This window comes from Pseudomonas sp. RL_105y_Pfl2_101, from assembly GCF_963970585.1.
Taxonomy (GTDB): Bacteria; Pseudomonadota; Gammaproteobacteria; order Pseudomonadales; family Pseudomonadaceae; genus Aquipseudomonas.
On the sequence record NZ_CAXAPG010000120.1, the window covers coordinates 1 to 1,371 of the forward strand.

1 pseudogene is annotated in these 1,371 nt (G+C 60.0%); it reads right to left on the bottom strand.

Annotated elements, in window-relative coordinates:
• A pseudogene (locus tag AACY31_RS28710) lies at window positions 1-1,297 on the bottom strand (RHS repeat-associated core domain-containing protein); the annotation flags it as partial.
• Window positions 1,298-1,371 lie beyond the last annotated feature (74 nt).

A 1,371-nucleotide genomic window follows, 5' to 3' on the forward strand; every position in this document is an offset into this window, starting at 1 on the left:
CGAAGGTCTCTTCGCCGCTGATGGTCTGGACGGCGAGTAGGCGACCCAACGGGTCATAGCGGTAGCTGAGCGTGCCGCGCCGGGTGTCGTCGATGCGGGTCAGTTGGCCGGTGGCGTCATGCCGGTAGCTGCGCACGATCAAACGTTGGGCGTCGCCGCGTTTACCCAGCGCCTGTTCCTGTAGTTGACCGTTGGGCGTCCAGGCTTGCCGCTGCTGTAGACCGTTGCCCTGATCGCGGGCAATTTCGCGGTGCAGGTTGTCGCGTTGATAACTCAGTAGCTCTTGGTCATCTACTTTTAGCGCCAGCAGATGGCCGCTGCCATAGGTCAGCCAACAGACGCGGTGACCATCCGGGCGAGTGGTCGCGATACGTTGATTGAGGGCGTCGTACTCGTGCTTCCATACAGCCACATGCGGTTCCTGCAAATAACGCAGGTATTGATGCTCCCGGGTGTTGTTACCGGCACGGTCGTAGAACCATTGCAGTTTGCAGGCGGCGTTCTCGGCCAGCAGCAGATTGCCGTTGCCGTCATAGGCGAAGGTCTCGGTCTGCCATTCCAGGCCTTCCTTGTGCCCGGCATGGCGGGCGATCAGGCGGCCTAGTGGGTCGTACTCGAATTCGTTGACCTTATCACCGTCGAGGCGGCGTGTGGGTTGATTACTGCCGTGGTCGTAGAGGTAGTGGGTGGTCTGCTGGTCGAAGCCAGTTTCCTTAATCAGGCGACCGGCCGGGTCATACTTGAAGCTCGCGGTGCTGTTGTTTTCGTTGCGCAGTTCGATCAGTTGGCCTAGGCGGTCCCAGCGGTAGTCGAGGGTTGTGCCGTTGGCGTCCTGGCGCTGTTGGATCAACCCGGCTTCGTTGTAGTGCCAGGTGGTGCGTTGGCGCAGGGCATCGGTATGGGTGAGCAGGCGACCTTCGGCGTCGCGCTCGAAGTGTTCTTCGGTTTTGTCGGGGTGGATCCGTCGCACCAGTTGCCCGGCGCGGTATTCGTAGGCAGTAGTGTTCCCTTCGGCATCGGTAAAGCTGGTTAGCTGCCCCAAAGAATCGTAGTCCCACTGACTGATTTTGCCCGAGCAGTCGGTGTAGCGGATCAGTTGGCCATCGGCGTTGTAGGCCAGTTGCTTGCTGCCGCCGTTGGCATCGGTAATGACTACGGGGAGGTTGTCGCTGTTGTAGGTGTACTGGGTGGTGTTCTCCAGCGGATACGATGGTTTCGATGATGTTGCCGCGTTGATCGTAGTTGTACTTCCACAGCCCGCCTTCGGCGTCACGGGTTTTGACACGGGCAGGGGCATTGGTGCGATCAAGCCAATGCCGGTGTCGTCTGGTTGTTAAAGAACGGGGTTGCCGGTCAGCGGTGAACGGCGCT